Raw genomic sequence first — 25,659 nt, 5'->3', positions numbered from 1 at the left:
GCCACGCCGTCGTCGCCCCGTTCGCGCACGTCCCACGCCGAATGTCGGTGGTCCGCGCCACAATGGTCCCCGTGACACCCACTCCCCGGACCACCGACCTGCTCGCCGGGTTCGGCGCGCCCACGCGCGCCTGGTTCGGTGGCGCGTTCGCCGCGCCGACGCAGGTCCAGACGGAGGCCTGGTCCGCGATCCGGGGCGGATCCCACGCCCTCGTCATCGCACCGACAGGCTCGGGCAAGACGCTCGCGGCGTTCCTCTGGGCGATCGACCGCATCCTCGCGCGCGACGCGTCGTCGGACGGACCGCGGACGGACCGCATCCTCTACGTCTCGCCGCTCAAGGCTCTCGCAGCGGACGTCGAGCGCAACCTCGCGAGCCCGCTCACGGGCATCCGCAACGCGGCGGCGGCGGCCGGCACGTCGCTGCCGCCCGTCACCGTCGGCACCAGGACGGGTGACACCACGCCCTCCGAGCGACGCCGGCTCGCGGTGCATCCGCCCGACATCCTCATCACGACGCCCGAGTCGCTCTTCCTCATGCTCACCTCGTCCGCACGCGAGGGGCTGCGAGAGGTCGGCACGGTCGTCGTCGACGAGATCCACGCCGTCGCGGGCACCAAGCGCGGCGCCCACCTCGCGCTCTCCCTCGAGCGGCTCGACCTCCTTCTGGACTCGCCCGCGCAACGCATCGGTCTCTCGGCGACCGCCCGCCCCACGTCCGTCGTCGCAGAGCTCCTCGCAGGTCACCGCACGACAGCCGACGGAGGCCGTCCGGTCGTCGTCGTCGAGCCACCCGCACGGCGCCAGGTCGACCTCGAGATCGTCGTGCCCGTCGAGGACCTCACTGACATCGGAGCGACGCCGCTGCCCGGTGCCGAGGCAGCCGACGACGGCCCCGACCTCACGGGCGCCGCGACGTCGCCGCTCGCGCGCGCATCGGTGTGGCCCCACGTCGAGGAACGCATCGTCGACCTTGCCACGACGAGCCGCTCGACGATCGTCTTCACGAACTCCCGACGGGGTGCCGAGCGCCTCACCTCGCGTCTCAACGAGATCTGGGCACGACGCCAGGGGCTCGACGTGCCCGACACGGGCGCGTCGCAGCCCGCGGCCGTCCCTGGTCAGGCAGGAACGTCAGCGGGGGTCGACGGGGTCTTCGCGCGTGCGCACCACGGTTCGATGTCCCGTGCCGAGCGCTCGTTCACGGAGGGCGAGCTCAAGGCCGGCCGTCTGCCCGTCGTCGTCGCGACGAGCTCTCTCGAGCTCGGCATCGACATGGGCAGCGTCGACCTCGTCGTCCTCGTCGGCTCCCCGCCCTCGGTCGCGTCAGGCCTCCAGCGCGTCGGGCGCGCGGGCCATGCCGTCGGGGTGCCGAGCCACGGCGTCCTGGTGCCGACGCACACGGGCGACCTCGTGCCGGCCGCCGTGACGGCCGCACGCATGCGGGCGGGCGAGCTCGAACCGTTGCGGCTCGTGCGCAACCCGCTCGACGTCCTCGCGCAGCAGATCGTCGCGATGGTCGCGCTCGAGGACTGGCCCCTCGACGAGCTCGAGGCGACCGTGCGCCGCGCCGCGCCGTTCGCACAGCTGCCGGGCTCGGCGCTGCGCGGGGTCCTCGACATGCTCACGGGCCGCTACCCGTCGGAGGCGTTCGGCGAGCTCCGCGCACGGCTCACCTGGGACCGCGGGCGGGACGTCCTCCAGGCGCGACCGGGCGCTCAGCGGCTCGCGGTGACGAGCGGCGGCACGATCCCCGACCGCGGGCTCTACGGCGTCTTCCTCGCGGCATCTGCGCCCGCCGGCGCCACGGACGAGGTGCGCGCCGACACGACGCCCCGCTCGCGCGGTGGACGCCGCGTCGGCGAGCTCGACGAGGAGATGGTGTACGAGTCACGCGTCGGCGACACGATCACGCTCGGCTCGACGACGTGGCGCATCGACGAGATCACCCCCGACCGCGTCCTCGTGACGCCCGCGCCCGGCCTGCCGGGCCGCATGCCGTTCTGGAAGGGAGACTCCCCCGCGCGTCCCGCAGAGCTCGGGCGCGCGATCGGCGCGTGGACGCGCACGACGGTCGCGCGAGTCATCCCCGTGGCCCCGGCCCGCACGGAGTCGGCGCTCGCGCACCTCGCGGAGGAGGGGCTCGACCCGTGGGCGGCCGGCAACGTCGTCGGGCACCTGCGTGAGCAGCACGCCGCGACGGGCGTCGTGCCGGACGACCGCACGATCGTCGTCGAGCGCTTCCGTGACGAGATCGGCGACTGGCGCGTCGTCGTCCACAGCCCCTTCGGGGCGCGCATCCACGCGCCGTGGGCGCTCCTGCTCGGCGCCCGGCTCCGCGAGCGTTACGGGGTCGACGTCGCGGCCATGCACGCGGACGACGGCATCGTCCTGCGCCTGCCCGACATCGGGCTCGACGGCGTCGGGGCCGACGGCACGTGGTCAGGAGTCCTCACGGACGGCGCTGCGCCCGAGGTCGCCGACGAGCTCTTCACGGACCCCGCCGACGTCGCGGGGCAGGTGCGCGACGCGCTCACCGGCTCGGCGCACTTCGCGGCACGCTTCCGCGAGGCCGCGGCGCGTGCGCTCCTGCTGCCCAGGCGCTCGCCCGACCGTCGGCAGCCCCTGTGGCAGCAGCGGCAGCGCTCCGCGCAGCTGCTCGAGGTCGCGGCGGGCTACCCCGAGTTCCCGATCGTCCACGAGGCCGCGCGCGAGTGCCTCCAGGACGACTTCGACGTCGAGTCGCTCACGACGCTCATGGCGGACGTCGCCGCGGGGCGCATCGACGTCGTCCACGTCGACACGACGCAGCCCTCGCCGTTCGCCCGCTCCCTCCTGCTCGGCTACACCGCGCAGAACCTCTATGGCGCCGACGCGCCGCTCGCCGAGCAGCGGGCCGCGACGCTCGCGCTCGACCCGACCCTGCTCGACGAGCTGCTCGGAGGCTCGTCGGGCGCCCAGCTCGCGGACCTCCTCGACCCGACGGCCGTCGAGCAGGTCGCGGCCGAGCTCGACGGGCTCGCCCCGGAGCGCCGCGCACGCGGGCACGAGGGGCTGCTCGACCTGCTGCGGCGCCGCGGGCCGTCGTCGCTCGCGGAGCTCGTCGCGCGGTCGGAGGACGGCGCGGACGTCGCCGAATGGCTCGCGACGCTCCGGTCGTCACGCCAGGTCGCCGTCGTGCGGCTGCCAGGTCTCGCGCACGCGACCGCAGCTGACGACGCCGAACGGTGGCTCGCCGTCGAGGACGCGGCCCGCGTGCGGGACGCGCTCGGCGCAGCGCTCCCGGTCGGGCTGCCCGACGCGCTCCTGGCACCCGTCGACGATCCGCTCGGTGACCTCGTGCGGCGGCACGCCCGCACGCACGTGCCGTTCCCCGCGGACGACGTCGCGGCGCGCTACGGCCTGCCCGTCGCCGTCGTGAGGGAGATCCTCGACCGGCTCGTCGCGGCGGGGGAGCTCGTCCGCGGCCGCATGCTGCCGGCAGTGCTCGGCGGCACGGGCGCGGAGTACGCGGACCGTGACGTCGTGCGACGGCTGCGCAGGAGGTCGCTCGCGCTGCTGCGTGCCGAGGTCGAGCCCGCGCCCGCGGCGGCGCTCGGGCTGTTCCTGCCGCGCTGGCAGCGGATCGGCGACCTGCGCGGCCGCGCCGGGCTGCTGCGCGCGATCGAGCAGCTCGCAGGCGCGCCCGTGCCGGCCTCGGACCTCGAGCAGCGGATCCTTCCCGGCCGGGTCGTCGACTACTCCCCCGCCCTGCTCGACGCGCTCACGACGAGCGGCGAGGTGCTGTGGGCCGGGCACGCGCCGCTCTCCGCACCCGGCAAGGGCGCGGGCGACGGCATCGTGAGCCTCCACCTCGCGGACACCGCGCCGCTCACGCTGCCCGTGCCGTCCGACGTTCCCGGTCCGGCCGCGACGGCCTACGTCCTCACCGCGCTCGACGGCTCGGGTGCACACTTCCTCGACCGGGTCGTCGACCGCGCCCGCCTCGCGGCCGAGGACGCGGACGACCGGGCCGCGCTCGGGGACGATCCCTCCGAGGCGGTCCGGGAGGCACTGTGGCACCTCGTGTGGACGGGGCGCGCGACGAACGACTCGCTCGGCCCGCTGCGGGCTCTCCTCGGCGCGTCCTCGCGCGCCCCACGCACCCCGGCTCGGCCGGTCCACCGTCCGCGCGGACGCTTCGGGCTCGCGGCGCTCTCGCGCCCGCCGTCGTCCGAGGTGCTCCACGGCGGTGGCCGCTGGTCGCTCCTGCCCACCGTCGAGCCCGACCCGACGGTGCGCGCGCACGCGCTCGCCATGGTGCTGCTCGACCGGCACGGCATCGTCACGCGCGCGCTCGCGCCCGCTGAGCAGGTCGTCGGACGCTACCCCGACCTCTACAAGGTGCTCACGGCGCTCGAGGCCGCAGGGCAGGTCCGTCGCGGCTACTTCGTCGAGCACCTCGGCGGCTCGCAGTTCGCTGTGCCCGGTGCGGTTGACGTGCTGCGGGACGACGCGCGTGCTGTCGAGCGGCGGACCGCGGGTGCGCCGGCCGAGGCCTCGGTCCGCGACGGTGCGGCGGTCGAACCCGGCATCGTCCTCGCGGCGTGCGACCCTGCCAACCCGTACGGGGCCGCGCTCGTCTGGCCTGCAAGCACGACCGAGGTGCGCCACCGCCCCGGGCGCAAGGCGGGCGCCGCGGTCGTCCTCGTCGACGGCGTGCTCGCCCTCTACGTCGAGCGCGGCGGGCGCACGCTGCTGTCGTTCACCGACGACGCAGGTCTGCTCGGGCGCGCGGCGCACGCGCTCGCCGCCTCCGCCGCGACGGGCTACCTCGGGCGCATGACGGTGCGACACGTCGACGGCACCGAGGTGTTCGGGCTCGGCGGGCCGGTCGTCGAGGCGCTCACGGGCGCGGGCTTCGCACTCACGCCGCGGGGCCTGCGCGTCCGCGGAGCGGTCCGGCCATGACGCCGTCGCAGGGAGGCATCCGTGCCCGAGGGTGACGTCCTGCGGCTCACGGCCGCGCGCCTCGACGCCGCGCTGCGCGGCGCGGTCCTCGTGCGAGCCGAGCTCCGCTGGGCCGACCTGGGCGACGTCGACCTCACGGGCCGCGAGGTCACCGAGGTCACCGCGTACGGCAAGAACCTGCTCGTGCGCACGACGGACGGCTGGACGGTCCATGCTCACCTGCGTATGGAGGGCCGCTGGTACGTCGCGCGCACGGGGACGCCCGAGGCGTCGGGCAGGGCGCCGCACGTCAGGGCCGTGCTCGCCTCAGCACGGTGGACAGCGCTCGGCGAGAACCTCGGCATGCTCCACGTCGTCCGGACGCGCGACGAGGGCCGCCTGCTCGGGCACCTCGGGCCCGACCTCCTCGCGGACGACCTCGACGTCCCCGCGGCGGCGCTGCGGCTGCGCGACGCGGGCGACGGCCCGGGGGTGAGCGTCGCGGAGGCTCTCCTCGACCAGCGTCGCGTCGCGGGCATCGGCACGATCTACGCGGCCGAGTCGCTCTTCGCACGTCGCACCGACCCGTGGCGGACCGTCGGCACCCTCGGTCCGGACGAGCTTGCCGCGCTGCTCCTCACCGCGCGCACGCGCATGGCGCGCGTCGTCGCGCACGGGCTCGGCGCGCTCGACGCCCGGGCCCACGGACGCGTCGGGCGGCCGTGCGTGCGCTGCCGCACCGCGATCGCGGTGGGACAGGCACGCAGGCCGCCCTTCGAACGTCCGATCTTCTACTGCCCGCGGTGCCAGGCACCGCAGCCAGGTGTCAGCCGATCGGTGTGAGCTCCCGCCGGGCCGGGATCCGGCCCACCGCGGTCGCGAAGTCGTCCGGGACCGTGTCCGGGACGAACAGACCCTCGGCGACCGCAACCCGGTCGCTCACCTCGCGCAGCACGGTCGACAGCGGGACGTCGAGCGCCTCGCAGATCGAACCGAGCAGCTCCGAGGAGGCTTCCTTCTGGCCACGCTCGACCTCGCTGAGGTAGCCGAGCGACACACGTGCCGCGGACGACACCTCGCGCAGGGTACGACCCTGCCGCTGGCGCGCGTCACGCAGGACATCACCGATCTCTCGTCGCAGGACGATCATCTGGCGCCCCCTCTCCGTCGTTCCACTCCGCTGCGTCACGGTCTGGTGAGGATACAACGTCCCACGGACAGCCTCGCGACGTCCGGCCGGTCCGCGCGCAGCGCGAGACGGCCCCTTCGTGGCGATCGTGGCTGTCCTGGTCGTCGTGTCCATGTCCTGTCCAACTACCGCAGGGCCGCGAGTGTTCCCGATGTGCCGGGACTCACCCGGTGACGATCTCGTGAAGCATCTCGAGCGCGGCGGCCGTCGCCCGGGCGCGGATCTCCGTGCGGTCGCCCGGCAGGTCGAGCCGGCGCTCACGGACGAGGCCGTCGAGCGACGCCGCGACGTGGACCCGACCTGCGGGGACCCCGTCCTGTGGGCCGGGGCCCGCGACGCCCGTCGTCGCGACGCCGCACCGTGCGCCGAGCACGCGCGCCACGCCGAGCGCCATCTGGCGCACGACCTCCGGGTCGACGGGCCCGCACGTCGCGAGGAGCGCCCGGTCGACGCCGAGGACGGACGCCTTGACGTCGGTCGCGTACGCCACGATCCCGCCGCGGACGACGTCCGAGGCCCCCGCCGGGGTGACGAGGGCGCTGCACACGAGGCCGCCCGTGAGCGACTCCGCGACCGCGACGGTGAGGCCCCGCTCGCGTGCCGCGGCAAGCACGGCTCCGGCCGCCGCGACGAGGTCCGGCGCAAGGTGTTCGAGCGCGAGGGGGTCCGTCGCGCCGGGTTCCTGCTCGACAGGTTTCGTCACGCGTGGCCGTCGCGCACGACGGGGTTGCGCAGGGTGCGGACGACGTAGTCGACGCCCGTGACGAGCGTGACGGCGACCGCGAGGCCCATGACCGCGTATCCCGCGGTGTGGACGAGCTCCGGCAGGACACCGCGCGGCAGGAGGAGGATCGCGAGGGCGACCGACTGCAGGACGGTCTTAAGCTTGCCGCCGCGCGACGCGGCGAGCACGAACCGGTCCATGACGAGCAGGCGCATGACCGTGATGCCGAGCTCGCGCACGAGGATGAGGATGGTCACCCACCACCACAGCTCGCCGAGCAGCGAGAGCCCGACGAGCGCGGTACCGATGAGCGCCTTGTCGGCGATCGGGTCGAGAAGCTTGCCGAGGTCGGTGACGAGGCCCCGGCTGCGTGCGAGGTGGCCGTCGACCTTGTCGGTCGCAGCCGCGACGACGAAGAGGACGGTCGCGACCGACCGCCAGAGCGTCGAGCCACCGCCGTCGACGAGGAGCGCCCACGCGACGAACGGGACCATGGCGATGCGGGCCGCCGTCACCGCGTTCGCGATGTTCCACTGCGTGCGCCACATGCTCACGTTGCTCTGCGTCATCCTCACAGGATAGGCGCTGGCACCCACCGCGGCGGGCGGTAGTCTCCCCTGTGTGATGCGCCATGCCCAGAACCGCTCCGCCCACGCGACGGCCCCCCGGAGATGGGCCGCCGTCGCGGCATCCGTCGCGGTCGTGGGGGTCGCCACGGCGCTGGTCGCACCCGGCCTCCTCGACGGCCGCACGGACGCCGACGTCCCGGTGACGACGACCGGCGCGCCGGCGCCGACGGCCACCTCACCCTCCCCGGAGCCGTCGCCGACGCCCACGCAGGTCCCGGACGTCGACCTCACGATCCTCGCGGCGGGCGACGTCCTGCCGCACTCGCCCGTCATGGCGTCCGCCCGCATGGGTTCGGGCTACGACTTCAGGCCGTTGCTCGCGGGCCTCGACTCGTGGGTGCAGGGGGCGGACCTCGCGCTGTGCCACATGGAGGTCCCGGTCGCTCCCGAGGGCAAGCAGGTCTCCGGCTACCCGATGTTCGGTACGACGCCCGCGCTCGTGCGCGACCTTGCTGCTCAGGGCTGGGACGGCTGCTCGACCGCGTCGAACCACTCGGTCGACAAGGGGTTCGCGGGCCTGGCACGCACGCTCGACGTCTTCGATGCCGAGGGTCTCGGCCACACCGGCACGGCCCGCACGAAGGCCGAGTCCGCGACGGCCCAGCGCTACGTGCTCGAGTCGGAGGGTCAGAAGACGGTCGTCGCGCACCTCTCCGCGGCCTATGGCACGAACGGCATGCCGGTCGACGGCGACAAGCCGTGGTCCGTGACGATGCTCGACGCGGACGCGATGATCGCGTCCGCGCGCGCCGAGCGTGAGCGTGGCGCCGACCTCGTCCTCGTCTCGATGCACGCGGGCGCCGAGTACGTCACGGCCCCCACCGAGGCCCAGAAGGAGTTCGCCGACGCGCTCGCGCGCTCGGGCCAGGTCGACCTGCTCATCGGTCACCACGCGCACGTCCCGCAGCCTTTCGCGGAGCTCGACGGCGGCCCGGACGGCGCCGGCATGTGGGTCGGCTACGGCCTCGGCAACATGATCTCCAACCAGGACGGCAACTGCTGCGTCGCCCAGACCGCCAACGGTCTCCTCATGCTCGCGAAGGTCCACCGCACGGCCGGCGGCCCCGCCCGCGTCACGGGCGTCAGCTGGGTCGGCATCACCGTCGACCGTCTCGGCGGTCACCGCGTCCATGCGTTCGCGGACCTCGACGGCAAGGTCGGCAAGCTCTCCGCGGCGGCACTCGCGACCCGCGAGGAGGACGTGCGACGCGCGGTCGACGGCTCCGCCCCCGAGCTGCGCGAGGCGCCCATCGCGACCGCGACCGTCACGGTCGAGAAGCGCGCGACGCAGAACGACTGAGCGCCGGTCCCCGACGGCGACCGACGGCCCACCGCCTCGGTAGCTGCCGTCGCCGAGCGCCAGGAACCGTCAGCGTCCCGTGAGCGACCAGGCGTCCTCGGAGCCGTCCTCGTCGTCGCCGTCGTTCCAGTCCTCGACGACGGGCGGAAGACCCGAGTCGACGCCGTCCGCGTAGCGGTCCACGGGAGCCTCCTGGTCGAACGCCCGCTCGCCGGTCGCGGGCGCGTCCTCGCCACGGAGCATCGCGAGCGCGGCCGGCAGGCCCTCGGGCTGGACGAGCACGTCGCGCGCCTTCGAGCCTTCCGACGGGCCGACGATCTCGCGCGACTCGAGCAGGTCCATGAGGCGTCCGGCCTTGGCGAAGCCGACGCGCAGCTTGCGCTGGAGCATCGACGTCGAGCCGAACTGCGACGTGATGACGAGCTCGGCAGCCTGGAGCAGCACGTCGAGGTCGTCGCCGATGTCGTCGTCGATCTGCTTCTTCGCCGCGGCGACCGTGACGTCCTCGCGGTAGACGGGCTTGAGCTGCTCCTTGACGTGCGCGACGACCGCCGCGATCTCCTTCTCCTCGACCCACGCGCCCTGGACACGCGCGGGCTTGGCCTCGCCCATGGGCATGAAGAGCGCGTCACCCTGACCGATGAGCTTCTCGGCGCCGGGCTGGTCGAGGACGACGCGGGAGTCGGTGAGGGAGCTCGTCGCGAACGCGAGGCGGGAGGGCACGTTGGCCTTGATGAGGCCAGTGACGACGTCGACGGACGGGCGCTGTGTCGCGAGGACGAGGTGGATGCCTGCGGCGCGCGCGAGCTGCGTGATGCGCTGGATCGAGGCCTCGACGTCGCGCGGGGCGACCATCATGAGGTCCGCGAGCTCGTCGACGACGACGAGGAGGTACGGGTACGGCGCGATCTTGCGCTCCGAGCCAGGCAGAGGCGTGACCTTGCCCGCGCGGACCGCCGCGTTGAAGTCGTCGATGTGCTTGTAGCCGAACATCGCGAGGTCGTCGTAGCGCGCGTCCATCTCTCGCACGACCCACTCGAGGGCTTCCGCGGCCTTCTTGGGGCTCGTGATGATGGGCGTGATGAGGTGCGGGATGCCCTCGTAGATCGTCAGCTCGACGCGCTTGGGGTCGACGAGGACCATGCGCACCTGGTCAGGGGTCGCGCGCATGAGCAGCGAGACGATCATCGAGTTGACGAAGCTCGACTTGCCGGCGCCCGTCGCGCCGGCGACGAGGATGTGCGGCATCTTGGCGAGGTTCGCGACGACGTAGCCGCCCTCGACGTCCTTGCCGATGCCGATGACCATGGGGTGCTCGGTGCGGCGCGCGACCGAGGAGCGCAGGACGTCGCCGAGGACGACGGTCTCGCGGTCGGCGTTGGGGATCTCGATGCCGATCGCGGACTTGCCGGGGATGGGCGAGAGGATGCGGACGTCCGCGCTCGCGACGGCGTAGGCGATGTTCTTCGAGAGGTTGGTGATCTTCTCGACCTTCGTGCCGAGGCCGAGCTCGACCTCGTAGCGCGTGACCGTCGGGCCGCGGGAGAAGCCCGTGACCTTCGCGTCGATGCCGAACTGCTCGAAGACGTTCGTGAGGGACTCGACGACGCGGTCGTTCGCGGCGGAGCGCACCTTGTGGGGCGGGCCGGTGAGGAGAGTCTCCTCCCCCGGCAGGACGTAGACGATGTCGCCGCCGAGCATGGGCTGCTCGCCGCGGGGCACGGCGGTCGTCGGCGGCGCCTCCGGCTCGGGGGCAGGGACGTGCGCCGCGACGTTCGCGGGTGCCGTCGGCGCGGTCGGCGCGGTCGGGGAGGCAGCAGGCGGCGCGGGGACGTCGGGCACGACGTCGTGGCCGAGGACCGCGGTCGCGTCGGTCGCGCCGGGTCCGCCCTCGCGCATCGCGGCGGACTCGAAGGGACGTGCGCCCTCGCCCTCGGCGAGAGCCGTGGTGGGGGTCGAGTCCGCGTCCGGCTCACGGCGTCGTCCGAAGCGTCGGCGGCGCGGCGCGGCCTCGATCTCGTCGGAGCCGTCGTGGCGGGAGACGCCCGCAGCGAGCTCGAGCGGTCCCGCGTCGTCGGCCTCCTCGCCCTCGGCCACCTCGAGCCGGAGCAGCCTGCGCACGCGCGGGACGATCTGGTTGATGGGCGTCGCTGTGAGAACGAGCAGCCCGAAGAACGCGAGCAGGAGAAGCACCGGCACGGCGATCCACGCGCTGAGCGCGGCGACGAGCGAGTTGCCGACCGCGTAGCCGAGGATGCCGCCGGCCTCCTGGAGACCCTCCCAGCCGGCCTTCGGTGCGGGACGGCCGGAGGCGATGGCGACGATGCCGCACACGGCGACGAGGATCGCGGTGATGCCGATGGCCTTGCGGCTCGTCTCCGCGCCCTCCTGCGGGGCGCGCATGAACCGTACGGCGAGCCAGCCGAGCAGGACGGGCAGGACGACGCCGACGACGCCGAGCAGGCCCGCCACACCGAGGTGCACCCACTCCATGACGTAGCCCTCGAGCCCGAACCACTCGCGGCCCGCGACGATGATCGTCAGCGCGAGCAGGAGCAGCGCGACGCCGTCGCGCCGGTGCGCGGGGTCGAGGTCGCGCGCGCCGCGGCCGACGCTGCGGAAGCCGCCGCCGACGAGGTGCGCGGTGCCCATCCAGGCGCCCTTGGCCATGCGGAGCGGCAGCGCGGGCTGCGTCGGCTCCGGGTCCGGGATGCGCCTGGACGACGACGAGCCCTTCGCGGACGAGCCTCTTGAGGACGAGCCGCCGGACCGTGCGCCGCCCGAGCCACCCGAGCCGCGCGACGGCGCGCCGGCGCTGCGCGCCGGCGTCGAGCCGCGCTTCGCGGAGGGTGCTGAGGAGCCACGTGTCGCCATGGTCCCGAACCTACCAACCACCACCGACACAGCCCGGGAGCGGCACGGCGGAGAACGTCACACACCCGGGTACGGCGAAGCCCCCGGACCGTACGGTCCGGGGGCTTCGCCGAGCAGCAGCCGTCAGGCCTCGACGACCACCGGGACGATCATGGGGCGGCGACGTAGACGGTTCGAGACGAACCGCCCGACGACCCGGCGCATGACCTGCTGGAGCTGGTGCGTGTCGACGTTCCCGCCCGCGGCCGCCTCCTCGAGGGAGTCGGAGAGCTGCGGGAGGATCGAGTCGAACACGGCCTCGTCCTCGGCGAACCCGCGCGCGTGGATCTCGGGGCCCGCGACGATCTTGCCGGTCGAGGAGTCGATGACCGCGAAGATCGAGATGAAGCCCTCCTCGCCGAGGATCCGGCGGTCCTTGAGCTCGGCGTCCGTGAGCTCGCCGACGCTCGAACCGTCGACGTACACGTAGCCGCACGGCACCGCACCGACGATCGACGCCTTGCCGTCGACGAGGTCGATGACGAACCCGTCCTCGGCGAGCACGACACGCTCGGGCGGGACGCCCGTGCGCACGGCGAGCGCCCCGTTGGCGACGAGGTGGCGCACCTCGCCGTGGATCGGCATGACGTTGCGCGGCCGCAGGATGTTGTAGCAGTAGATGAGCTCGCCCGCGCTCGCGTGGCCCGAGACGTGCACCTTGGCGTTGCCCGAGTGCACGACGCGCGCACCGAGGCGCGTGAGGCCGTTGATGACGCGGAACACCGAGGACTCGTTGCCCGGGATGAGCGAGGACGCGAGGATCACCGTGTCGCCGGGGCCGACGGACACCTTGTGGTCGCGGTTGGCGATGCGGCTGAGCGCGGCCATCGGTTCGCCCTGCGAGCCCGTGCACATGAGGACGACCTGGTCGTCCGGGAGCGTGTCGACCTTCTTGAGGTCGACGAGCAGGCCGTCGGGCACGTGGAGGTAGCCGAGCTCGGACGCGATCCCCATGTTGCGGACCATCGAACGGCCGACGAACGCGACCTTGCGGCCGTGGGAGTGCGCCGCGTTGAGGACCTGCTGCACGCGGTGGACGTGCGAGGCGAAGGACGCGACGACGATGCGGCCGTCGCACTGGTCGAAGACACCCTCGAGGACGGGGCCGATCTCCTGCTCGCCCGTGACGAAGCCCGGGACCTCGGCGTTCGTCGAGTCGACCATGAAGAGGTCGACGCCCTTCTCGCCGAGGCGCGCGAACGCGCGCAGGTCGGTGATGCGACCGTCGAGCGGGAGCTGGTCCATCTTGAAGTCGCCCGTGTTGAGGACGGTGCCTGCCGGCGTCGTCACGGCGACGGCGAGCGCGTCGGGGATCGAGTGGTTGACCGCGATGAACTCGCAGTCGAACACGCCGATGGACTCCGTCTGCCCCTCCTTGACCGCGAGGGTCACGGGGGTGATCCGGTGCTCCTTGAGCTTGGCCTCGATGAACGCGAGCGTGAGCTGCGAGCCGACGACGGGGATGTCGCGGCGCATGCGCAGGAGGTACGGGACACCGCCGATGTGGTCCTCGTGGCCGTGCGTGAGGATGATCGCCTCGATGTCGTCGAGACGGTCGGCGATGTACTCGAAGTCCGGGAGGATGAGGTCGACGCCCGGCTGGTGGTCCTCGGGGAAGAGGACGCCGCAGTCGATGACGAGGAGACGGCCGTCGAACTCGAGGACGGACATGTTGCGTCCGACCTCACCGAGCCCGCCGAGCGGGACGACCCGCAGCCCGCCTGCGGGGAGCGGCGGGGGTGCGGGCAGCTCGGGGTGAGCGTTGCTCATGGGGGTGCCTTTCAGTGGGACGGGTCGAGCAGTCCCGCAGCCACGAGGTGACCGCGGACGACGGCGACCTCGTCGTCGGTGGCTGCCACCTGGGGCAGCCGGAGGTTCCGGGTGGGCACGAGGCCCAGGAGCTCGCACGCGGCCTTCGCCATGACGGCCTGGAAGCCCGCGCCGTTGACGGCGTCGATGGCCTCGGTGATCGTCGAGAAGACGGACCAGGCGCGTGCGTGGTCGCCCTCGTCGAAAGCGCGCGTGATCTCGGCGAGCTGGTCGCCCACGACGTGGCCGACGACGGAGACGATGCCGCTCGCGCCGTACGCGAGGTAGGCCGGGTAGAGGGCGTCGTCGCCGCAGTACCAGGCGAGGCCGGTCGACGCGATGAGCTTCGACGCGCCGTAGATGTCGCCCGTCGCATCCTTGATCGCGACGACGTTGTCGTGCTCGGCCAGGCGCGCGATGGTGAGGGGCGCGAAGCGCACTCCGGTGCGACCGGGCACGTCGTAGAGCATGACGGGCACGTCCGTGGCCTCGGCGACCGCGAGCGCGTGACGGTAGACGCCCTCCTGGGAGGGGCGCGAGTAGTACGGGGAGACGACGAGGAGGCCGTGCGCGCCTGCCTCGGCGGACTGCTCGGCCATGCGGATGGCGTGGGCGGTGTCGTTGGAGCTCGCGCCCGCGACGATGCGCGCACGGTCGCCGACGGCCTCGACGACGGCCGCGACGAGCTCGGCCTTCTCGGGGGCGTGGGTCGTGGGCGACTCTCCCGTCGTGCCGTTGATGACGAGACCGTCGTGACCGTGGTCGACGAGGTGCTTCGCGAGCGAGACCCCGGCCTCGACGTCGACGGCGCCGTCCGGCGTCATCGGGGTGACCATCGCGGTGAGCACTGCGCCGAACGGGCGCGCGGGGGTCTGCGTCATGGAGGTCAACCTATCGCGACACGACCACCGGGCGCTGCTGGGCACGCTCTGCGGGCATCGGCACGCGCCCAGGTCCGGACCTCCTCTCGTCGAGCCGTGGAGGTTGGTAGCATCGCGGCCTATGGGGCAGGGGAACGACGACGTCGTGCGCGTGGACGCGGACGCAGCTACGCACCGGAGCGACGAGACCGCCGGGGAGCACGTGCACCCCGGCAGGCGGACCGTCCTGCGCGGCGTCGCGACCGTGGCGGTCGCCGGGGCGCTCGGCGCCGCGGGCGGCGCCGTCGCCGAGGCCTCCCGGAAGGACCACCGCTCCCCCGTCTACCGCGTCTCGCCTCGGCCGGAGACCCGCACGACCGCGTGCGGTGCACGCGTCGTGTGGCGGACGGGGTGCGCCGAGCCGTTCGTCGCGCTGACGTTCGACGACGGGCCCGACCCCCGGTGGACGCCGACCGTCCTCGAGCTCCTCGCGCGGCACGACGCCCGCGCGACGTTCTTCCAGCACGGCTCGGCCGCGCTCGAGCACCCGGACGTCGCCCGCGCGGTCGTCGACGGTGGCCACGAGGTCGGCTCGCACGGCTGGGACCACACCGACCTCACGCGCTTCGAGCCCGCCGAGTGCCTCGACGTGCTCGGGCGTACGCACGACGCGCTCGTCCGGGCGACAGGCACGACGCCTCGCTGGCTGCGCCCGCCGTACGGGCGGATGGACGCCCCCGTGCTCTACGCCGCGGCCGAGCTCGGCTACGACGTGGCCCTGTGGTCGCACCACCTGCCGACCGACGGCGCCGAGGCGAAGGTCGACCGCGACCTCGCGACCGCGAGCCCGGGCATGGTCATCCTCTGCCACGACGGCCGCGGCACCCCTGCGCCGTCGCTCTACGTCGCGGTGGAGCGGCTCGTGAGGACGCTCACGGAGCGCGGCATGCGCTTCGTGACGATGAGCGAGATCTACGACGCAGCACCCGCGCACGCCTGACCGGCCGAGCCGCCGCCTGCCCCGACGACCGGTCGTGCGCGCGGCCCCGGCTCAGGCGCCGGTGCGCTCGTGGCGTTCGGCGGCGTAGCGCTCGACGGCATAGCGCTCGACGGCGTAGCGCATGCCGTTCGCAGCGGTCGTCCAGCCCGTGCCCGGCTCGCGAGCGACGAGCGTCCAGCCCTCCCCGATCTCGGGTGCCCGGACGTCGACCTGGTAGACGTCGTCGATCATCGTGACGACGAGCTCGTCGGCGAGGTCGATGGCCTGCGCGTACACCTGCCCGCCGCCGATGATCCACGCGCGCTCGCCCGCGACGCGCTCGAGCGCCTCGGCGAGCGTCGGGACGATCTCCGCGCCCGGCGCCTCGTAGCCGGTGTCGCGCGTGAGGACGATGTTGCGGCGCCCCGGCAGGGGCCGGACACGGTCCGGCAGCGACTCCCACTGCTTGCGACCCATGACGACCGCGTGCCCGCGAGTCTGCTCGCGGAAGAACGCGAGGTCCTCGGGCAGGTGCCAGGGAAGGTCGCCCCCCATGCCGATGCCGCCCGCGGCGTCCTGGGCCCAGATCATGCCGAGCCACGTGCCGGGCGGGCGCTCGTTCACACCGCCACCTGGGCGGAGATCGCCGGGTGGTGCGCGTAGCCCTCGACGACGACGTCGTCGAAGCCGTAGTCGAGGATCGAGGCGGCCTTGCGCAGCTCGAGCGTCGGGAACGCGAACGGCTCGCGGCTCAGCTGCTCGCGCACCTGCGCGTGGTGGTTGTCGTAGACGTGGACGTCGCCGCCGGTCCACACGAAGTCGCCGACCTCGTAGCCCGCCTGCTGCGCGACCATGTGCGTGAGCAGCGCGTAGGAGGCGATGTTGAACGGCACGCCGAGGAACATGTCTGCCGAGCGCTGGTAGAGCTGGCACGAGAGCCGGCCGTCGGCGACGTAGAACTGGAAGAACGCGTGGCAGGGCGCGAGCGCCATCCTGTCGAGCTCTGCGACGTTCCACGCCGAGACGATGTGGCGTCGCGAGTCAGGGTTCGCCCGGAGGTCCTCGACGACCTTGGTGATCTGGTCGACGTGCCCGCCGTCGGGCGTCGGCCATGAGCGCCACTGGACGCCGTAGACGGGGCCGAGCTCGCCGTCGGCGTCCGCCCACTCGTTCCAGATGCGGATGCCGTGCTCCTGGAGCCAGCGCACGTTGGAGTCGCCACGGAGGAACCACAGGAGCTCGCCGACGACCGAGCGCACGTGGACGCGCTTCGTCGTGACGAGCGGGAAGCCCTGCGCGAGGTCCCAGCGCAGCTGCCGGCCGAAGACCGAGCGCGTGCCAGTGCCGGTGCGGTCAGCCTTGGGCGTGCCGTGCTCGAGCACGTCGCGCAGGAGATCCTCGTACTGGGTATCCGGGCTCCGGGTCATGCCGGGAAGCCTACGGGATCACCCTGCGCCGTCCTCGGACGCGGCGCATGATGGACGCATGGCCCCGACGACGCAGCTCCCCCACGACCTCCCCACCGGTTCCCTCGTCGGCGGCGCGTGGTTGCCGGCGTCGAGCACGTTCGAGGTGCACGACCCCGCGACGGGCGACGTGCTCGCCGAGGTCGCCGACGCGGACGGCGCGACGGCGCTCGCGGCGCTCGACGCCGCGGCCGAGGCCGCTCCCGCGTGGCGCGCCACGTCCCCACGGGCACGCGCCGACGTCCTCCACGACGTCCACCGCACGCTGCTCGCGCGCGGTGAGGAGATTGCCGCACTCATCACGTCCGAGGGCGGCAAGCCGCTCGCCGAGTCGCGCGCCGAGCTCGACTACGGCGCCGACTACGTCCGCTGGTACGCCGAGCAGGCGGTGCGTGTCGACGGCCTCGTCCGCACGGCCCCTGCGGGCGGCGTCCGCCAGATCGTCTCGCGGCGCCCCGTCGGGCCCTCGCTGCTCGTCACGCCGTGGAACTTCCCCCTCGCGATGATCGCGCGCAAGGTCGCGCCCGCGCTCGCCGCAGGCTGCACCGTCGTCGTCAAGCCCGCACGCCTCACCCCGCTGACGACGCTGCTCGTCGCCGAGGTCGTACGCACGACGCTCGCCGCGCACGGCCTGCCGACGGGCGTCCTCAACGTCGTCACGGGCACGAGCGCGAGCGCGCTCGTCGATCCGCTCCTCGCCGACCACCGGCTGCGCAAGCTCTCGTTCACGGGCTCGACCGAGGTCGGCCGCACGCTCCTCGCGGGCGCGGCCCAGGGCATCGTGCGCACGTCGATGGAGCTCGGCGGCAACGCGCCGTTCCTCGTGTGCGACGACGCCGACCTCGACCTCGCTGTGACGAGCCTGCTCCAGGCGAAGATGCGGAACTCGGGGCAGACGTGCGTCGCGGCGAACCGCATCTACGCGCAGGACGGCATCGCCGACGAGCTCACGGCCCGGCTCACCGACGCGTTCGCGCGGCTCGTCGTCGGCCCCGGGTCCCGTGACGGCGTCACGGTCGGCCCGCTCATCGAGGCGTCGGCCGCCGACAGCATGGAGCAGACCGTCGCGGCCGCGCTCGCCGACGGCGCGCGCGTGACAACGGGTGGCGACCGCCCGGGCGGCCCGGGCCACTTCTTCGCGCCGACGATCCTCGCCGACGTCCCCGCCGACAGCGCCGTGCTGCGCGGGGAGATCTTCGGCCCCGTCGCGCCCGTCACCCGCTTCGGCACGCTCGACGAGGGCATCACGCTCGCGAACGACACCGACGCGGGCCTCGTCGCCTACGCCCACACGCGCGACCTCCACGCCGCGATGCGGCTCGCGGACGAGCTCGAGGCAGGGATGATCGGACTCAACCGCGGCATGGTCTCCGACGCGAGCGCGCCCTTCGGCGGGGTGAAGATGTCAGGCCTCGGGCGCGAGGGTGGCGAGGCAGGTCTCGAGGAGTACCTCGAGACCGTCTACGTCGCGCTCTGACCAGGATCCGGGACGTCCGTGCGTCCGTATCGTGCACACCCGGTCGCCCCGCGACGAAGGTGCACCTAGCCTGAGGCCCCCACGACTGACGACCGGAAGGCCGCCATGAGCGAGCTCAGCACCCCCACGCCCGACCCGACCCTCGCCGGCCCGCGCTACAGCTCGTCGCTCGGCGCGATGATCTTCGCCTCCCGCTGGCTGCAGGCCCCGCTCTACCTCGGCCTCATCATCGCGCAGGTCGTCTACGTGTGGCAGTTCCTCAAGGAGCTCTGGCACCTGCTCGTCGGCGGGTTCACGGGCGTCCACACGACCGAGGACCCCGTGACCCACGCGGTCGTCGAGCACGCGTTCGGCGCCGAGGAGATCATGCTCGCCGTGCTCGGGCTCGTCGACGTCGTCATGATCTCCAACCTCCTCATCATGGTGATCGTCGGCGGGTACGAGACCTTCGTGTCCCGCATGCGCCTCGACGGGCACCCCGACCAGCCCGAGTGGCTCAGCCACGTCAACGCCAACGTCCTCAAGACGAAGCTCGCGATGTCGATCATCGGCATCTCGTCCGTCCACCTCCTACGGACGTTCATCGAGTCGAGCTCCGGCCGCATCACGGGCGAGATCATGCTCTGGCAGACCGTCATCCACCTCGCGTTCGTCGTCTCGGCGCTCGCGCTCGCATGGATCGACCGCATGTCGCTCACGGCGCACCAGCGCGCCGCCAACGCCGCCGCGGCCCACTGACGCGCCGCACGCAGCAGCTCGCAGGCACCCGCTCGCAGCGGGACTGTCAGCGGGACGTCCGCGGTCGGGAGAGACTGGACCCATGAGCCTGTTCTCCCCGACCGCGGACGTCTCCGTCCGCCCGGCTGTCCCGGGCGACGAGGTCGCGATGGCCGACCTCCAGATCGCCGCGTGGCGCGCGACGCACGCCGAGGCGCTCGGCGCCGACGTCCTCGACCGTCTCGACCTCGACGGCTTCCGCACGCAGTGGGCGACGGCCGTCGGCACGCCGCCCGGCCCCGGCTTCGCCGTGCTCGTCGCGTGCGCCGGCCCGCGGGTCGTCGGCTACATCGCACTCTCCCCCGGCGCGATCGCCGGCTTCGAGGTCGCGCCCGACGAACGTCGCAAGGGCCACGGCTCACGCCTGCTGTCCGCAGCCGTCGACCGGCTGCGCCAGGACGGAGCCGAGGAGGTCTCGGCATGGGTGCTCGCGGGCGACGACGGCCGCGCGCACTTCCTCGAAGGCGCGGGCATGGCGCACGACGGCCGACGTCGGACGCTCGACGTCGGCGGGCGCGAGGTCGTCGAGAGCCGCTGGAGCGCGACGCTCTGACCGCCCCTCAGCCCTGCGACCGCCCGTGCAGCCGTGCCGCGTCACGGAGCATCGCGCGGGCGCGGCGCCGGTCCCCCGACGCGTCGTACGCGAACGCGAGGTGGTACCAGGCACGCCAGTCCTCAGGGGCGGCCTCGGCCCGGGCCTTCACCTCGGCGAACGCCTCGTCGGCCGCGGCGCGGTCGATGCGGCCGCCGGGCGAGCGCGGGAGGTCGTCGACCGGCAGCTCGTCCGCGGCCGCGAGCTCGTCAGCCATGCGCTGCACGTGCGCGGCGAGCGACCACTCGCGCCATATGAGAGAGATGACGAGCAGCGGGATCGCGAGCACGCCGACGCCGAGCGCGATGCCGATCGGCTCACCCGTGCGGAGAAGCGCGACGCCGCGCCCCGCGATCGCCCACGCGTAGATCCCGAGGAGCACCGTCACCGCGAGTGCGGGCACGAGCCCGCGACGCACCTTGCCCACGGTCAGGAGAGGTCGAGGACGTTCTCGAGGCCGACCGTGAGGCCCGGCCGTGAGCCGATCTCACGGACGCCCAGGAGCACGCCCGGCATGAACGAGACCCGGTCGAAGGAGTCCTGACGGATCGTCAGCTGCTCGCCGACGTTGCCGAGGAGGATCTCCTCGTGCGCGACGAGCCCGCGCAGACGCACCGCGTGCACACGGACGCCCTCGACATCCATGCCGCGCGCCTCCCAGCCGTCCTCGGTCGCGTCAGGGCTCGGCGCGAAGCCCGCCTCCGCGCGAGCGGCGGCGATCGCGTGCGCCGTGTGGCGCGCGGTGCCGCTCGGGGCGTCGACCTTGTCGGGGTGGTGGAGCTCGACGACCTCGACCGACTCGAAGTAGCGCGCCGCCTTCGCGGCGAACGTCATGGCGAGGACCGCGGACAGCCCGAAGTTCGGGGCGATGAGCACGCCCACCCCCGTGCCCTCCGCCGCCCTGCGCGCGAGGTGCTCCGTCACGCGCCCCCGGGACGCGTCGTCCCAGCCGGTCGTGCCGACGACGACGTGGACGCCCGCGTCGATCGCGGCGTGCACGTTGGCCTCCGTCACCGCGGGGATCGTGAAGTCGACGACGACGTCCGCGCCGCTCGCCGCGAGCCCGCCGGCGATGTCGTCGCCAGCGTCGAGCCGAGCGACGAGCTCGAGGTCTGGCGCCGCCTCAACAGCCACGCAGACGTTGGTCCCCATGCGTCCCGCGGCACCGAGCACCGCCACCTTGATCGTTGAAGTCACGGGACCACCCTAGACGTCCTGCGCGGCGCGGGCGTGCGCGTCCCAGGGCTCAAGCCGGACATGGCGGCTGTCGACACACGAGCATGAGCCTTCCCGACTTCACGCGCGAACCAGTCGCCACACGGGTGTCCGCCACAGCACTAGTCGTCCTCGTCGGCACGCTCGCCGTCACCACCGTGGCTCTCCTCGCCCGCCAGGCCGGCGACCCGATCCCGACCCTCGGCCACGGCCCTGCCGTCCTTGTCGCATCGCTGCTCGTCGTCCTCCTCGTGAGGACGCCGCGCGGCGTGGTGCGCTCCCTCGCGCTCGGAACCGTCGTCGCGCTCGTCATCGCCGGGACCCTCGTGCCCGCGGTGACGTTGCGTCACGACACGCTCGCCGTCTACACGGCTCTCGGCCAGGTCGTCCCGGACCCCGCCACCGGACCCGACGGCTACCTCGTCGCCCTCCTTGCATCCGCGACGGTCATCGGCACGGCGTTCGCCGCATCGCGAGCGTCCGTCCAGGTCGCGCCCGTGAGAGCGTCGCCCACGACACGTACCGTCTGGCTGACGATCGCCGGCGGGCTGGTCGTCCTCCTCGGGATCCGCGCGCTCTTCCTCGTCCTGCCCGACGGCGAGGCGGTCCTCAGCACGACGCTGGGCGATCTCCACCTCACGCGGCTCCGCCTCGAGCCGTGGCCGCTCGTCCTTGGCGTCGTCGCCACCGTCAGCCGCGCCGCGCGAAGCGGGGCCGACATGCGCTGGTCGGTAGCGCTCCTCGTCGCGACCGCGTTCCACGTCGGCTCACCCACGCGCTGGGGTACCTCGGTCTCAGGACCGCTCGACAAGGTGCTCTACACCTTCGGTGTCGTCAACCACTCAGTGTCGAACGGCTGGGACGGGTCGGCCGTCCTCGCCGCGCTCCTCATCGTCGCCGCAGGCGCGGCGATGATCTTCGCGGCGCGCCTCGACCGCGCTCCCGCACCCCTCACTGGCGACACCGCCTGACCCCGCCCGGACATAGAGATCAGGGGCGGAGGCTGCCACAGGGCAGCCGCCGCCCCTGATCCTGGGAGCTGCGCGAAGAGTGCGGGTCAGCTCCCGAAGGGACCGACGCGGACCGTCGTGCGCGGGCGTGACGCAAGCTCCTGCGCGAGCGACTGGACGTCCGCGAGCGTCACGGCCCCGACACGCTCGAGCGCCTCGTCGACCGAGAGCAGCTCACCGTACGTGAGCTCGGACTTGCCGAGACGCGTCATGCGCGAGCCCGAGTCCTCGAGCCCGAGGACGAGCCCGCCGCGGAGCTGGCCCTGCGACCTGCGGAGCTCGGCCTCCGTGATACCGCTGTCAGCGAGCTTCTCGAGCTCGGCGACGAGCAGAGCCGTCACCTCGTCGACCCGCGACGGCGCACAGCCTGCGTAGAGGCCGAAGACGCCCGCGCCGGCGTAGCCGGACGCGAACGAGTACGTCGAGTAGGCAAGGCCGCGCTTCTCGCGGATCTCCTGGAAGAGACGCGACGACATGCCGCCGCCGAGCGTCGCGTTGAGCACCGTCATGACGTACCGACGCTCGTCGGACGCCTTGAGACCGACCGTGCCGAGCACGACGTTCGCCTGCTCGACGGGACGCGAGATCTCGACCTGCGCGACCCCGGCGGGGAGCACCACGTCACCCAGGTCGTCGCCGCGTCGCGGACGCGGCGCCGCACCGGCGTCGAGCGTCCAGCCGCCGGCGACGGCCGCCTCGGAGACCTGTCGGCAGAGGTCGTCGTGGTCGACGCTTCCTGCCGCCGTCACGACGAGCGTCTCGGGACGGTAGTGCCACCGGTAGTGCTCCCACACGGCGTCCCGCGGGACGTCGCGGATCGCCTGGGGCGTACCACCGATCGGGCGTCCGAGCGGCGTGTCGCCGAGGACCGCCTTGGAGAACTCCTCGTGGACGACGTCGGTCGGGTCGTCGTCGTTCATGGCGAGCTCTTCGAGGATGACGCCGCGCTCGGTCTCGAGCTCGCCCTCCTCGAGCCGCGCCGACGTCATCATGTCCATGATGACGTCGACCGCCATGGGCAGGTCCTGGTCGAGCACCCGTGCGTAGTAGCAGGTGCTCTCCTTGGCGGTCGCGGCGTTGGCCTCGCCCCCCACGGCGTCGAAGGACTCGGCGATCGCCATCGCGTCTCGGCGCTCGGTGCCCTTGAAGAGCAGGTGCTCGAGGAAGTGCGTCGAGCCGAAGTGGCCCGACGTCTCGTCACGGGAGCCGACGCCGACCCACATGCCAATGCTTGCCGAGCGCTGGCCCGGCATGGACTCGGTGAGGACGCGAATACCGCCGGGCAGGACGGACCGTCGAATGACGGTGCCGTCCTGCCCGGCGGTCAGCTCGCTCCCCGGCTCACCCGCACGGGTGAGAGGAAGGTTCCAGCTCACGTCAGGCGTCGTCCCCGGCGCCCTCGTCCTCGACGACCGCGTGGAGCGACAGCTTGCCGCGCGGGTCGATCTCGCCGATCTCGACCTGGACCTTCTGGCCGATCGCAAGGACGTCCTCGACGTTCTCGACACGCTTGCCGCCGACGAGGCGACGGATCTGGCTGATGTGCAGCAGACCGTCCTTGCCGGGCGACAGCGAGACGAACGCGCCGAACGTCGTCGTCTTGACGACGGTGCCGACGAAGCGCTCACCGATCTCGGGGACGTGCGGGTTGGCGATCGCGTTGATCGCCGCGCGCGCGGCCTCGGCGGACGGGCCGTCGGTGGCACCGATGTACACGGTGCCGTCGTCCTCGATCGAGATGTCCGCGCCGGTCTCGTCCTGGATCTGGTTGATCATCTTGCCCTTCGGGCCGATGACCTCGCCGATCTTGTCGACGGGGACCTTCACGGTGATGACGCGCGGGGCGAACGGCGACATCTCGTCCGGCACGTCGATGGCCTCGTCGATGACGTCGAGGATCGCGAGGCGAGCCTCCTTCGCCTGCGTGAGCGCACCGGCGAGAACCTCGGCGGGGATGCCGTCGAGCTTCGTGTCGAGCTGGATGGCCGTGACGAACTTGCGCGTGCCGGCGACCTTGAAGTCCATGTCGCCGAACGCGTCCTCGGCACCGAGGATGTCGGTGAGCGCCGCGTAGCGGGTCTCGCCGTTCACGGTGTCGGAGACGAGGCCCATGGCGATGCCCGCGACGGGCGCGCGCAGCGGGACACCGGCGTTGAGCAGCGACAGGGTCGCGGCGCAGACGGAGCCCATCGACGTCGAGCCGTTGGAGCCGAGAGCCTCGGACACCTGGCGGATCGCGTAGGGGAAGTCCTCGCGGCCCGGGAGCACGGGCACGATCGCGCGCTCGGCGAGCGCGCCGTGGCCGATCTCGCGGCGCTTGGGCGAGCCCACGCGGCCGGTCTCGCCGGTCGAGTAGGGCGGGAAGTTGTAGTGGTGCATGTAGCGCTTGCGCGTCTCGGGGGCGAGCGTGTCGAGCTGCTGCTCCATGCGGAGCATGTTGAGCGTCGTCACACCGAGGATCTGCGTCTCGCCACGCTCGAAGAGCGCCGAGCCGTGGACGCGCGGGAGGACCTCGACCTCGGCCGAGAGCGTGCGGATGTCCCGCAGGCCACGGCCGTCGATGCGGAAGCCGTCCGTGAGGATGCGCTGGCGGATGAGCTGCTTCTGCAGCGAGCGGTACGCCGCCGAGAGCTCCTTCTCGCGACCCTCGAAGTCGCCCGAGAGCTGCGCGACGATCTCAGCCTTGATCTCGTCGAGGCGGTTCTCGCGGTCCTGCTTGTCCGCGATCGAGAGAGCGTCCCCGAGGGCGGCGGTCGCCGCGGCCTCGACGGCCGCGAACGCGTCGGCCTGGTAGTCGGGGAACGTCGGGAAGACCTGGGTCTCCTTGGCCGCGGCCTGCGCGAGCGCGACCTGAGCCTCGACGAGCGCCTTGATGAAGGGCTTCGACGCCTCGAGACCCTGGGCGACGACCTCCTCGGTCGGCGCGACGGCGCCCTCGTCGTGGATGAGGTTCCACGACGCCTCGGGGGCCTCGGCCTCGATCATCGCGATCGCGACGTCGTCACCGACGACGCGGCCGGCGACGACCATGTCGAAGGTCGCGCGCTCACGCTCGGAGTAGCGCGGGAACGCGACCCACTGGCCGTCGATGAGCGCGATGCGCACACCGGCGACGGGGCCCGAGAACGGCAGGCCGGAGAGCTGCGTCGACGCCGAGGCGGCGTTGATCGCGAGCGTGTCGTACGAGTCGTCCGGGTGGATCGCCATGACGGTGAGGACGACCTGGACCTCGTTGCGCAGGCCCTTGACGAAGAGCGGGCGCAGCGGGCGGTCGACGAGACGGCACGCGAGGATGGCCTCGGTCGAGGGGCGGCCCTCACGACGGAAGAACGAGCCGGGGATCTTGCCCGCGGCGTACTGGCGCTCCTCGACGTCGATCGTCAGGGGGAAGAAGTCGAAGTGGTCCTTCGGGTACTTGCCGGCCGTCGTTGCCGACAGGAGCATGGTGTCGCCGTCGAGGTAGGCGACGACGGCGCCGGCGGCCTGCTTGGCCAGGCGGCCCGTCTCGAAGCGGACGGTGCGGGTGCCGAAGCGACCGTTGTCGATCACGGCCTCGGCGAACTGGATCTCGGGACCCTCCATGGGGTGCCCTCCTCTCGTTCGGCCCCGCGACCCCACGGTCTTCGATCGAGGCCCACGCAACGCTGGTGCGGTGTCGGGGGCCACTACCGAGGACCGGACGAGGCGGTCGGGGCGGGTGGTGCGGGTGGGTGCGACGGCCGGACGGCCGTCACGGGTGGTGCGGGTGGTGCAGGTGGTGACACCGAGCCAGCCCGGACCCATGGGGTCCG

Annotated in this window: 20 protein-coding genes; 8 read left to right on the top strand and 12 right to left on the bottom strand. The window is 73.0% G+C overall.

Annotation, left to right across the window (positions count from 1 at the left end; all coding sequences use genetic code 11):
* Window positions 1-62: 62 nt before the first annotated feature.
* Together G7063_RS06265 and G7063_RS06260 are read left to right on the top strand one after the other, a co-directional pair.
* A complete protein-coding gene (locus tag G7063_RS06265; RefSeq protein WP_166415230.1) occupies window positions 63-4,949 on the top strand; it encodes a DEAD/DEAH box helicase in 4,887 nt (1,628 codons plus the stop codon).
* 21 nt (window positions 4,950-4,970) lie between these two features.
* Window positions 4,971-5,771, top strand: a complete 801-nt coding sequence (locus tag G7063_RS06260; protein ID WP_166413629.1) for a DNA-formamidopyrimidine glycosylase family protein — start codon at window positions 4,971-4,973, stop codon at window positions 5,769-5,771.
* Here the strand turns inward: G7063_RS06260 and G7063_RS06255 are convergent.
* The 3 genes from G7063_RS06255 to pgsA all read right to left on the bottom strand — a co-directional run bounded on the left by G7063_RS06255 (window position 5,755) and on the right by pgsA (window position 7,410).
* Entirely contained in the window at window positions 5,755-6,078 is a 324-nt protein-coding gene (locus G7063_RS06255) for a helix-turn-helix domain-containing protein (RefSeq protein ID WP_166413628.1), read from the bottom strand. The two genes, G7063_RS06260 and G7063_RS06255, sit on opposite strands and share 17 nt — an antisense overlap.
* A gap of 202 nt (window positions 6,079-6,280) precedes the next feature.
* A complete protein-coding gene (locus G7063_RS06250) occupies window positions 6,281-6,820 on the bottom strand; it encodes a CinA family protein (protein WP_166413627.1) in 540 nt (179 codons plus the stop codon).
* Entirely contained in the window at window positions 6,817-7,410 is a 594-nt protein-coding gene (pgsA, locus tag G7063_RS06245) for a CDP-diacylglycerol--glycerol-3-phosphate 3-phosphatidyltransferase (RefSeq protein WP_240916208.1), read from the bottom strand. Before pgsA ends, G7063_RS06250 begins: the two co-directional genes overlap by 4 nt.
* A 55-nt stretch (window positions 7,411-7,465) precedes the next feature.
* Between pgsA and G7063_RS06240 the strand changes: the two genes are divergently transcribed.
* Window positions 7,466-8,770 (top strand): CapA family protein, encoded by a 1,305-nt coding sequence (locus G7063_RS06240; protein WP_206188248.1) that lies wholly within the window; start codon window positions 7,466-7,468, stop codon window positions 8,768-8,770.
* A gap of 69 nt (window positions 8,771-8,839) precedes the next feature.
* Here G7063_RS06240 and G7063_RS06235 read toward each other — a convergent pair whose 3' ends face one another.
* The 3 genes from G7063_RS06235 to dapA form a co-directional block, all read right to left on the bottom strand.
* The gene (locus G7063_RS06235) at window positions 8,840-11,644 is read right to left on the bottom strand and encodes a DNA translocase FtsK (RefSeq protein ID WP_166413626.1); all 2,805 of its coding nucleotides are present in this window, start codon (window positions 11,642-11,644) and stop codon (window positions 8,840-8,842) included.
* Between the two features lie 123 nt (window positions 11,645-11,767).
* Window positions 11,768-13,453 (bottom strand): ribonuclease J, encoded by a 1,686-nt coding sequence (locus G7063_RS06230; protein WP_166413625.1) that lies wholly within the window; start codon window positions 13,451-13,453, stop codon window positions 11,768-11,770.
* An 11-nt stretch (window positions 13,454-13,464) separates the two neighbouring features.
* Window positions 13,465-14,373 carry a 4-hydroxy-tetrahydrodipicolinate synthase gene (gene dapA / locus G7063_RS06225; protein WP_166413624.1) on the bottom strand — a complete coding sequence of 303 codons (909 nt, stop codon included), beginning with the start codon at window positions 14,371-14,373 and terminating at the stop codon, window positions 13,465-13,467.
* A 121-nt stretch (window positions 14,374-14,494) separates the two neighbouring features.
* Between dapA and G7063_RS06220 the strand changes: the two genes are divergently transcribed.
* Window positions 14,495-15,352, top strand: coding sequence for a polysaccharide deacetylase family protein (locus tag G7063_RS06220; RefSeq protein ID WP_166413623.1), 858 nt, complete (start codon window positions 14,495-14,497; stop codon window positions 15,350-15,352).
* A 51-nt stretch (window positions 15,353-15,403) separates the two neighbouring features.
* Here the strand turns inward: G7063_RS06220 and G7063_RS06215 are convergent, their stop codons facing one another.
* Together G7063_RS06215 and G7063_RS06210 are read right to left on the bottom strand one after the other, a co-directional pair.
* Entirely contained in the window at window positions 15,404-15,955 is a 552-nt protein-coding gene (locus G7063_RS06215) for a dihydrofolate reductase (protein WP_304610655.1), read from the bottom strand.
* On the bottom strand, window positions 15,952-16,758 hold the full coding sequence (locus tag G7063_RS06210) for a thymidylate synthase (protein WP_166413622.1): 807 nt from the start codon (window positions 16,756-16,758) through the stop codon (window positions 15,952-15,954). Before G7063_RS06210 ends, G7063_RS06215 begins: the two co-directional genes overlap by 4 nt.
* Window positions 16,759-16,816: 58 nt before the next feature.
* On the opposite strand from G7063_RS06210, the gene G7063_RS06205 reads away from it, so the two are divergent.
* From G7063_RS06205 to G7063_RS06195, 3 genes are all read left to right on the top strand, one after another.
* Entirely contained in the window at window positions 16,817-18,274 is a 1,458-nt protein-coding gene (locus G7063_RS06205) for an NAD-dependent succinate-semialdehyde dehydrogenase (RefSeq protein WP_206188223.1), read from the top strand.
* Between the two features lie 105 nt (window positions 18,275-18,379).
* A complete protein-coding gene (locus tag G7063_RS06200) occupies window positions 18,380-19,012 on the top strand; it encodes a TIGR00645 family protein (protein ID WP_166413620.1) in 633 nt (210 codons plus the stop codon).
* Window positions 19,013-19,094: 82 nt separating this feature from the next.
* Window positions 19,095-19,604, top strand: coding sequence for a GNAT family N-acetyltransferase (locus G7063_RS06195; protein ID WP_166413619.1), 510 nt, complete (start codon window positions 19,095-19,097; stop codon window positions 19,602-19,604).
* A 7-nt stretch (window positions 19,605-19,611) separates the two neighbouring features.
* Here the strand turns inward: G7063_RS06195 and G7063_RS06190 are convergent, their stop codons facing one another.
* Entirely contained in the window at window positions 19,612-20,061 is a 450-nt protein-coding gene (locus G7063_RS06190; protein ID WP_240916207.1) for a hypothetical protein, read from the bottom strand.
* Between the two features lie 11 nt (window positions 20,062-20,072).
* Window positions 20,073-20,840 (bottom strand): 4-hydroxy-tetrahydrodipicolinate reductase, encoded by a 768-nt coding sequence (gene dapB / locus G7063_RS06185; protein ID WP_166413617.1) that lies wholly within the window; start codon window positions 20,838-20,840, stop codon window positions 20,073-20,075.
* A gap of 83 nt (window positions 20,841-20,923) precedes the next feature.
* Between dapB and G7063_RS06180 the strand changes: the two genes are divergently transcribed.
* Complete coding sequence (locus G7063_RS06180) at window positions 20,924-21,829, top strand: hypothetical protein (protein ID WP_166413616.1); 906 nt, start codon at window positions 20,924-20,926, stop codon at window positions 21,827-21,829.
* Between the two features lie 86 nt (window positions 21,830-21,915).
* Here G7063_RS06180 and G7063_RS06175 read toward each other — a convergent pair whose 3' ends face one another.
* Window positions 21,916-23,244, bottom strand: a complete 1,329-nt coding sequence (locus G7063_RS06175) for a pitrilysin family protein (protein ID WP_166413615.1) — start codon at window positions 23,242-23,244, stop codon at window positions 21,916-21,918.
* Window position 23,245: 1 nt separating this feature from the next.
* Window positions 23,246-25,450 (bottom strand): polyribonucleotide nucleotidyltransferase, encoded by a 2,205-nt coding sequence (locus G7063_RS06170; protein WP_166413614.1) that lies wholly within the window; start codon window positions 25,448-25,450, stop codon window positions 23,246-23,248.
* Window positions 25,451-25,659 lie beyond the last annotated feature (209 nt).

The organism is Sanguibacter sp. HDW7 (assembly GCF_011300875.1).
Taxonomy (GTDB): domain Bacteria; phylum Actinomycetota; class Actinomycetes; order Actinomycetales; family Cellulomonadaceae; genus Flavimobilis.
This window is presented reverse-complemented; position numbering and strand designations above follow the sequence as displayed.

What these genes read in the sequence shown, in the direction of transcription:
- G7063_RS06265 (WP_166415230.1), top strand. Translation starts at nt 63, where the DNA reads ATGGTCCCCGTGACACCCACTCCCCGGACCACCGACCTGCTCGCCGGG.
- G7063_RS06255 (WP_166413628.1), bottom strand. Translation starts at nt 6,078, where the DNA reads ATGATCGTCCTGCGACGAGAGATCGGTGATGTCCTGCGTGACGCGCGC.
- pgsA (WP_240916208.1), bottom strand. Translation starts at nt 7,410, where the DNA reads ATGACGCAGAGCAACGTGAGCATGTGGCGCACGCAGTGGAACATCGCG.
- G7063_RS06240 (WP_206188248.1), top strand. Translation starts at nt 7,466, where the DNA reads ATGCGCCATGCCCAGAACCGCTCCGCCCACGCGACGGCCCCCCGGAGA.
- G7063_RS06235 (WP_166413626.1), bottom strand. Translation starts at nt 11,644, where the DNA reads ATGGCGACACGTGGCTCCTCAGCACCCTCCGCGAAGCGCGGCTCGACG.
- G7063_RS06230 (WP_166413625.1), bottom strand. Translation starts at nt 13,453, where the DNA reads ATGAGCAACGCTCACCCCGAGCTGCCCGCACCCCCGCCGCTCCCCGCA.
- dapA (WP_166413624.1), bottom strand. Translation starts at nt 14,373, where the DNA reads ATGACGCAGACCCCCGCGCGCCCGTTCGGCGCAGTGCTCACCGCGATG.
- G7063_RS06220 (WP_166413623.1), top strand. Translation starts at nt 14,495, where the DNA reads ATGGGGCAGGGGAACGACGACGTCGTGCGCGTGGACGCGGACGCAGCT.
- G7063_RS06210 (WP_166413622.1), bottom strand. Translation starts at nt 16,758, where the DNA reads ATGACCCGGAGCCCGGATACCCAGTACGAGGATCTCCTGCGCGACGTG.
- G7063_RS06205 (WP_206188223.1), top strand. Translation starts at nt 16,817, where the DNA reads ATGGCCCCGACGACGCAGCTCCCCCACGACCTCCCCACCGGTTCCCTC.
- G7063_RS06200 (WP_166413620.1), top strand. Translation starts at nt 18,380, where the DNA reads ATGAGCGAGCTCAGCACCCCCACGCCCGACCCGACCCTCGCCGGCCCG.
- G7063_RS06195 (WP_166413619.1), top strand. Translation starts at nt 19,095, where the DNA reads ATGAGCCTGTTCTCCCCGACCGCGGACGTCTCCGTCCGCCCGGCTGTC.
- G7063_RS06180 (WP_166413616.1), top strand. Translation starts at nt 20,924, where the DNA reads ATGAGCCTTCCCGACTTCACGCGCGAACCAGTCGCCACACGGGTGTCC.
- G7063_RS06170 (WP_166413614.1), bottom strand. Translation starts at nt 25,450, where the DNA reads ATGGAGGGTCCCGAGATCCAGTTCGCCGAGGCCGTGATCGACAACGGT.